Source organism: Phreatobacter sp. AB_2022a (genome assembly GCF_026847585.1).
Classification (GTDB): domain Bacteria; phylum Pseudomonadota; class Alphaproteobacteria; order Rhizobiales; family Phreatobacteraceae; genus Phreatobacter.
Genome location: NZ_JAPSET010000100.1, coordinates 1 through 7,215, shown reverse-complemented (window position 1 = coordinate 7,215; position 7,215 = coordinate 1). Strand labels below are relative to the sequence as shown.

Sequence of the window (7,215 nt, the reverse complement as noted above, 5' to 3'; positions counted from 1 at the left end):
CCGTCGGGGAGCTCGCCTGGCCCGCCGGCGCGGTTTCGGATGCCGCGGGCGCCTGGGCGCCGGCGCCGTCGAACGGCACGGCAAGGGCAAGACCCATGGCCAGGCCCAACATGCCGCGCCGCAGCCGGAGGGAAAATGCGCGAAGCGGCCGCGCCGGAAACTCGCCGGTCATGATGTCACTCGTCGATAGCGTGGGGCCCACGGCCGGCGGCCGGCAGGCGCGGATGGGAACGGCGACGCGGCGCCGCGGGCGATGGGGATGGTCCGGTGCCATCGTGATCCTGTCGTCGGGCGCCAGCCGGCCCGGTCTTCATCGGTTAAGACGAACGAGGCAGCCGTTTCCTCCCCTGCCCCGGACATTTTTTGACGTCGCTGCCGCGCGGGCACGGCGGGCCGGCATCCGCCGGTGCCGACCCCGGCTGATTAGCCTTTAAAGAAATGTGATGCAATCTCAATAGTTTAGATAGATTCTAAGCTAGTGCCGCTATGACGCGGCATCGAGCCCCATCTGCCAGAAATCGGCTTCCAGGCGCGCGGCCTTGCCGAACAGGCCTGCAAGCTCGGCAAACCGCTGTTCGGTCATCGAGCGGGCGGCAAGCCCGTCGAGATGGGCCCGCGCCTGCGCCGCGATCTCCTGATAGGCCGCGCCAGCATATTCGCCGATCCATTCGCGATAGGGATGATCGCCCCATGCGGCCTCGCCGGCCGGAGCCAGCCGCCGGCCGATTTCGGCATAGCCGATCACGCAGGGCGCAAGGGCGACATGCAGATCCAGCAGGTCTCCCGCCATGCCGCAGTCGAGCACGAAGCGGGTATAGGCGACGGTCGCCTGGTGCTCCGGCGCCGCCTCGATCGCTGCCGGCGTCAGGCCCCACCGGCCGCAGAGACGCACATGCAGGTCCATCTCGACGTCGAGGATGGCCGAGAGGCCGCGCTGGGCGGCGCGCATGTCGGCGAGCGAGCGGCCCTTGTAGACGGCCAGCGCATAGGCCCGGGCGAACTGGATGAGGAAGAGATAGTCCTGGACCAGATAGGTCCGGAAGGCGGCCGCCGGCAGCGTGCCCTCGCCCATCTGCCGCACGAAGTCATGGTCGACATAGGACGACCAGTCGGCGCTCGCCGCCTCCTTCAAGCGTTCGAACACGTCCACGGCGATCTCCGTCGGATCAGGCCGCCCCGTCATAGGCGGCGTCGAAAAAGGCCCGTTCCAGCGCCACCGTGCGGCGGAACAGGTCGCGGCTGAGCTCCGCCTCGGCGGGCCCGACGCGGTCGAGCTCGCTGCGCAGGAAGGCGACGAACGCCCGGAAATCGGCATTGTCGTGCAAGGTGATCCATTCGGAATGGACAAAATTGCCCGGCAGCCGCTGCGGCGCCTGCAGCGCCCAGTCGAGATAGAGCCATTCGGCGACGGCGAGCACCGACAGCGCCCCGGCATAGCTGCGGGTGGCGGCGGCCTCGCGCATGATCGCCTTGAAACCGGCGGTCGGCGCCGTGTCCGGCGCGGTCGTGCGCTGCTCCTCGGTCACGCCGAGCGCGGCGAAGGAGCGCAGGAAATAGGTGTTCTCCTCGCCGGAGACCATGCCGACGAAGCGTCCGAAGCGGAGGCGCGCCTCGAACGTATCGGCGCTCGCGATGGCCGCGCCGAGCAGGGTGAGGAAGCTGTCGAGGAACCGGTGGTCCTGGATGAGATAGTTCGCCATCACCTTGTCGGGCACGGTGCTGCGGAACAGTTCCTGGACGAAGCGATGGCCGATCGCGGCGGACCAGTCCGGCTCGCTCGACGCCCTCAATTGCTCGGTGAAACGATCAGTCATCGGCAATCCCGGCTGCAGGGTCCCAAGGGTTCATCGTGTTGATCGCACGGAGCGGGCCGATGGGGGAGCATGGCCGGGATAGGCCTTCGGGCCTCCCGACGCCTGCCGAAGAGCCCCGGCGATTTCGGGGCGCAGACATAAATGCGCCGGGCCCCGACCGCAACCCACTGTTTCCGTTACGCGAATGCAACCGATCGCCGGAGCCGCCCCGCCCGGGCCCGCCACTCCGGCCGTCAGGCCGCCTGCAGCAGGGGCAGGCTGACCCGGAAACAGGCGCCGCCACGCGGCGCGTCGACGATGCTGACATGGCCCTCGTGGCGCTGCACCACCTCCTGGACGAGGTGCAGCCCGAGTCCGGCGCCGTGATCGCGCGACTGCAGGCGATAGAACGGCGCGAAGACCTGCTCGCGATGCTCGCTCGGCACGCCCGGCCCCTCGTCACGCACCTCGATGCTGCCGTCGCGCGCCACCGCAACCGTGATCGTGCCCTGGCCGCCGGCATGTTCGATGGCGTTCTGCACGAGATTGATCACCGCCCGCTGCAGCGAGGCCTGATCGCCGGCCACCACGACCGGCTCCTTGCCGGCCTCGAACGACAGCTGATAGCCGGCGGCGATCGCCAGCGGCGCGAGATCGGCCGTCACCGCAAGCCCCATCGCGTTGAGGTCGACCGGCACCATCTGGCGCGGCTGCTGGTCGAGGCGCTGCAGGTCGAGCAACTGCTCGGCCATGATCGACAGGCGCGCCACGTCGGCGAGCAGCCGGCCCTGGTCCGGCCCGGAGGCGAGATCCTCGAGGCGCGTCTGCAGGATGGCGATCGGGGTGCGCAGCTCGTGCGCGGCGTCGGCCAGGAAGCGCTTGTGCCGGCCATAGCCCTCGTCGAGCCGGTTCAGCGCCTCGTTCACCGCCTTGACCAGCGGCACCACCTCGGCCGGCACGTTCTCCGCCGACAGCCGGGTGCCGCGCCGGTCGATATCGATCCGCTCGGCCTCGCCCGCGATCTCCTTCATGCCGGCAAAGGCGCGGCTGACGATGACCGGGATCGCGATCAGGGTGACGAGCGCGAGCAGCAGGAACAGCGGCACGATCAGGATCTGCGACAGCACCATGATCACGAAGGGCGTGCTCAGCATGCGCCCTGCCCCGGCCAGCACGTTGAGCGGGCCGACCTTGGTCTGGTAGGTACGGATCACGCCCGACAGCTTCTCGTCGCCGGCGGCGCCGCGGATCTCGCCGTAGCTGAAGCGTTCCAGGTCCTCGGCCATGCGCCGGAAGGCCGGCGGGATATTGCCGTGGGCCAGCGTCTTGCCGCGGTCGTCGACGACCACGAACCAGAAATCCGGCGCCTCGGTGGTAAGCCAGTTCAGATCGGCCGAGTGGTCGAGCACGAGGTCGCCCCCGGCATCGCGCGAGATCGCCTTGGCGACGATCTCGGCCGCCCCGCCGTCCATGATCTTGCCGGGAATATTGGCCTGCAGCACCACGGTGACGAGGCCGATGACCAGCGCCGACAGGACCAGCGCCTGCAGGATGATCAGCCGCCAGACCAGCCGCCATTTCAGCGAGCGGGCACGCTTTCTCATGACGCCCGCTTCATCAGATATCCAACCCCGCGGATCGGGTGGATCTCGACGCCCGCCCCGGCATCGTTGAGCTTCTTGCGCAGCCGCGAGACATGGGTGTCCAGCGCGTTCGACTGGATCTCGTCGTCGAAACTGTAGACCGCCTCCTCGAGCGCCGAGCGCAGCACCGTGCGGCCGCGCCGGCGGGCGAGCGCCTCGAGCACCAGAAGCTCGCGCCTGCGCAGCGCCATGAGCTGGCCGCCGACGAAGGCCTGCCGGTTGCCGAAATCGAAGGTCAGCTCGCCGATCCTGAGGACGTCGGCGGCGATGCCCGACGGCCGGCGCAGGACGGCCCGCAGGCGCGCGAGCAGTTCCTCCAGCGCGAAGGGCTTGGCGAGATAGTCGTCGGCGCCATGGTCGAGTCCCGCCACCCGGTCGGCGAGATCCCCCTTGGCCGTCAGCACGATGACCGGCACGCTGATGCCGCGCCCGCGCAGGATCGGCAGGAGCGTCAGGCCATCGGCGTCGGGCAATTGCCGGTCCAGCAGGATCGCGTCGTACTGGAAGGAGGAGACCGCTTCGGCCGCATCGGCCACCGTCATGACATGGTCGACCAGGAGGTCATGCTTGGCCAGGGCGCCGCGCAAGGCATTGGCCATTTCCCGTTCGTCTTCGACCAGCATGATCCGCATCGTTATGCTCCGGCGCCCCCGCCCGCATCCGCCATGCGCGCCGGACCAATCACATGTCAGGCATTGCAGGCACATTGCAGCGCTTTTGCGCCCGGGCACGGTGCCAGGGAACATTCTGGCAGGCCGCGATGTTGCATGGGCTCGGCCGCCAGGCAATCCCGCTGCAATGTCGCGGCCGGAATGTCACCTCTCCCGACCCGATTCGTTTCGGGACGTGGCGCGCCGGACAGGACGGACGGCGGCCCGAAACGCGGGTTCGCATCAGGAGGCATGAACATGCATGGTTTGAAACTGGCAGCGGCGGCGGTGGTTCTGGGCACGGGCCTCGCCGGCTGCGAGACCGACCGCCACCGGCACCACCATCATCATCACCGGCCGCATTACGGTTATGGCTACGGCTATGGTCACGGCTATGGCCATGTCGAGGCGCCGCGTCACTGGGGCCACGATCATGGCCGGCCGCATCATCACCACCACCATCATCGCGCCGAAGCCCCGCGCGGCCACGATCACGTGCGGCCGCGCGGCCCCGACGCCGAGCCGCCGCGCCATTGGCAGCGCGGGCCTGGCCAGGGTCAGGGCCAGGGCATCGAGCGCCGCGAACGCTGAGCCCCCGGGCGCGGGCAGCGCTCACCGGCCGCCCGCGCCGACCATCCCTGCGATCAGTGCCGAGATCGCCGCCCGATAGGCGGCCGCGTCCTCGCCGGTCTCCACCGCGAGCGCCGCCCGGTCGAAGGCCGCCGACAGGATCTGGGCGAGCTCGGCCAGCGGCACGGCGTTCCGATCCGCCCGAGGCAGAACCGCCTCCAGTCCTTCGCGCAGCGTCCGCGCGCCATGGGCCGCATCGAGCGCCGCCATGTCCTTCAACCCGAGAACGGCCGGCCCTTCGACCAGCAGCAGGCGCGTCCGGCCCGGCACCGCCATGGCTTCGAGATAGGCCTGGCTCCCCGCTTCCAGCGCCGCCACAGGCGCAAGATCGCCGGGCGCAGCCGCCTCGATCTCATCGGCCACGCGCCGGGCCTCGGTCTCCAGCAGCGCGCGGAACAGCGCCTTCTTGTCCTCGAAATGGTGATAGAGCGCGCCACGCGTGATCCCGGCCGCCGCGACGATCTCGGGCGTCGACGTTTCCGCATAACCCTTGGCGACAAAGAGCGCCCGCGCCGCGGCCAGCAGCGCCTGGCGCGTCGTTTCCGTGCGCTCGCGGTTCGAGCGGTGTTTCGCTTGTTGCATACATACAGCCTGTATGTTAATTCAAAGAAACATGCAGACTGTATGTCACGATCGGAACCAGGAGGCGAGAGGCTCGAGCCGCCATGAAGACCACCAGCTATTACCCCGTGATCATGACCCGCGACGTCGCCGGGACGGCTGCCTTCTATGCCAGCCATTTCCGCTTCAGGCCGCTCTTCGAGAGCGACTGGTACGTACACCTCCAATCGCGCGAGGACCCCGAAACCAATCTCGCCGTGCTCTGCTGCGACCACCACACGGTGCCCGAGGTCGCCCGCCGGCCGGTCAGCGGCCTTGTCCTCAACTTCGAGGTGGAGGATCCGGACCGGATCCATGCCGAAGCCGAGGCCGCCGGCCTGCCGATCCTGACGCCGCTGCGCGACGAGCCCTTCGGCCAGCGTCATTTCATCACCGCCGATCCGAACGGCGTACTGATCGACGTGATCAAGCCGATCCCGCCGAGCGCCGAATTTGCCGCACAGTACGACGGTTCCGCTTTGCCCCGGGACAGGTGAAGATCGGCCTCCGGCCTTCGGGCAAGACCCGCTCGGCGGAGGTTCGGCCATGCTGTTCAAACAAGCCGTGCTCGACCGGATCGCCGGCGGCGAGGTCCGCCTCGCCTTCCGGCGCTGGACGAAACCGACGGTCAGTGCCGGCGGCACGCTGCGGACCGCCATCGGCGTCCTCGCCATCGAGGCGGTCGACGAGGTCGCCGCCGGCAGCCTGACCGAGGCAGACGCCGCCGCGGCGGGTTTCGGCTCGCTCGACGCGCTGATGGCCGCGCTTGGCGGGCACGAGGGAAAGCTCTATCGCATCGCCTTCGCCAGGGCCGGCGACGATCCGCGGATCGCCCTGCGCAGGATCGACAGGCTCGATGCCGGCGAGCAGGCGGCTCTTGCCGCGCGTCTTCATGCCTGGGATGCGCGCAGTCCGTCCGGGCCCTGGACCTTGCAGGCGCTTCGCCTGATCGGCAGCCGCGACGGCATCACCGCTGCCGAGATCGCCGAGCGGCTCGGTGTCGAAAAGCTGGCACTCAAGGCGAGGATCCGCCGGCTGAAGGAATTCGGACTGACCGAAAGCCTTGTCGCCGGCTATCGCCTGTCGCCGCGCGGTCGCGCCTTCCTCGAAACCCGCCAGGCCGGAACCTGACGGGTTTCCGGAACATCGCCGGAGCGCGCGGCGGTCTCAGACCAGCCGGCGTGCCGGCCGGCGCGACCAGACCCAGCGGTAATAGGCGCCCTGCATGAGCGGCATGGCGGTGAAGGCCGCCGCATAGCCGATCCAGACGCCCGGCAGGCCGAGCCGCTGAGCGGCGAGATAGGCCACCGGCACCTCGACGACGCCGATCGCCGCCATCGCGAGCAGCGTCGGCATCATCACCGTGCCGTCGGCGCGCATGATGCCGGTCAGCACCGCCGACCAGCCGGAGAAGACGAGGCTCCACAGCATGAGGCGCAGGAGCCCGGCCGCCTGATCCACCAGCGCGGCCTCGGTCAGGAAGAGGCCGAGCGCCGACGGCGCGGCGATGGAGGCGATCGCCACCACGAGGCCGGTGACCGCGAGATTGAGCCACAGGCCGGTCGCCATGACGCGGCCGACCGCCTCGGGCCTGCCGGCGCCGATCATGTGGGCGGCCAGCACGGTGGCGGTGATGCCGATCGACATGACCGGAAACTGCACCCAGCTCAGCACCTGGCTGGTCGCGCCATAGATGGCTGTCGCGCCCGCGCCATGGCGATTGACGATGCCGAGCATGACGATCTCGGCGAGCGCCATGGTCGCCATCTGCAGCGCCGTCGGCAGGCCGATCGCCAGGATGCGGCGGGCGAGACGACTGTCGAAGCCGAACCGCCGCGGCCAGGCCGGGGCGAGCGGATGGCCGGTGCCGCGCCAATGCCAGGCCATCCAGGCGAGGGC

The 7,215-nt window shown here is 69.4% G+C and carries 9 protein-coding genes; 3 read left to right on the top strand and 6 right to left on the bottom strand.

The window, feature by feature from the left end:
* Window positions 1-484: 484 nt before the first annotated feature.
* The 4 genes from tenA to OZ671_RS31650 all read right to left on the bottom strand — a co-directional run bounded on the left by tenA (window position 485) and on the right by OZ671_RS31650 (window position 4,068).
* A complete protein-coding gene (gene tenA / locus OZ671_RS31665; RefSeq protein ID WP_268864390.1) occupies window positions 485-1,150 on the bottom strand; it encodes a thiaminase II in 666 nt (221 codons plus the stop codon).
* A gap of 16 nt (window positions 1,151-1,166) precedes the next feature.
* Window positions 1,167-1,814 carry a TenA family protein gene (locus tag OZ671_RS31660; protein WP_268864389.1) on the bottom strand — a complete coding sequence of 216 codons (648 nt, stop codon included), beginning with the start codon at window positions 1,812-1,814 and terminating at the stop codon, window positions 1,167-1,169.
* A gap of 233 nt (window positions 1,815-2,047) precedes the next feature.
* Complete coding sequence (locus tag OZ671_RS31655; protein WP_268864388.1) at window positions 2,048-3,397, bottom strand: sensor histidine kinase; 1,350 nt, start codon at window positions 3,395-3,397, stop codon at window positions 2,048-2,050.
* Entirely contained in the window at window positions 3,394-4,068 is a 675-nt protein-coding gene (locus tag OZ671_RS31650) for a response regulator transcription factor (protein ID WP_038301790.1), read from the bottom strand. Before OZ671_RS31650 ends, OZ671_RS31655 begins: the two co-directional genes overlap by 4 nt.
* Before the next feature lie 276 nt (window positions 4,069-4,344).
* Here OZ671_RS31650 and OZ671_RS31645 point away from each other — a divergent pair, with 276 nt between their 5' ends.
* On the top strand, window positions 4,345-4,677 hold the full coding sequence (locus tag OZ671_RS31645) for a hypothetical protein (RefSeq protein WP_268864387.1): 333 nt from the start codon (window positions 4,345-4,347) through the stop codon (window positions 4,675-4,677).
* A gap of 21 nt (window positions 4,678-4,698) precedes the next feature.
* On the opposite strand, the gene OZ671_RS31640 is transcribed toward OZ671_RS31645, so the two are convergent.
* A complete protein-coding gene (locus OZ671_RS31640; protein ID WP_268864386.1) occupies window positions 4,699-5,298 on the bottom strand; it encodes a TetR/AcrR family transcriptional regulator in 600 nt (199 codons plus the stop codon).
* A gap of 83 nt (window positions 5,299-5,381) precedes the next feature.
* Here OZ671_RS31640 and OZ671_RS31635 point away from each other — a divergent pair, with 83 nt between their 5' ends.
* A complete protein-coding gene (locus OZ671_RS31635; protein ID WP_268864385.1) occupies window positions 5,382-5,813 on the top strand; it encodes a VOC family protein in 432 nt (143 codons plus the stop codon).
* A gap of 49 nt (window positions 5,814-5,862) precedes the next feature.
* Window positions 5,863-6,447, top strand: a complete 585-nt coding sequence (locus tag OZ671_RS31630) for an ASCH domain-containing protein (RefSeq protein WP_268864384.1) — start codon at window positions 5,863-5,865, stop codon at window positions 6,445-6,447.
* A gap of 36 nt (window positions 6,448-6,483) precedes the next feature.
* Here OZ671_RS31630 and OZ671_RS31625 read toward each other — a convergent pair.
* Window positions 6,484-7,215, bottom strand: a 732-nt coding sequence (locus OZ671_RS31625) for an MATE family efflux transporter (RefSeq protein WP_268864383.1), incomplete at its 5' end; no start/stop codon positions are given.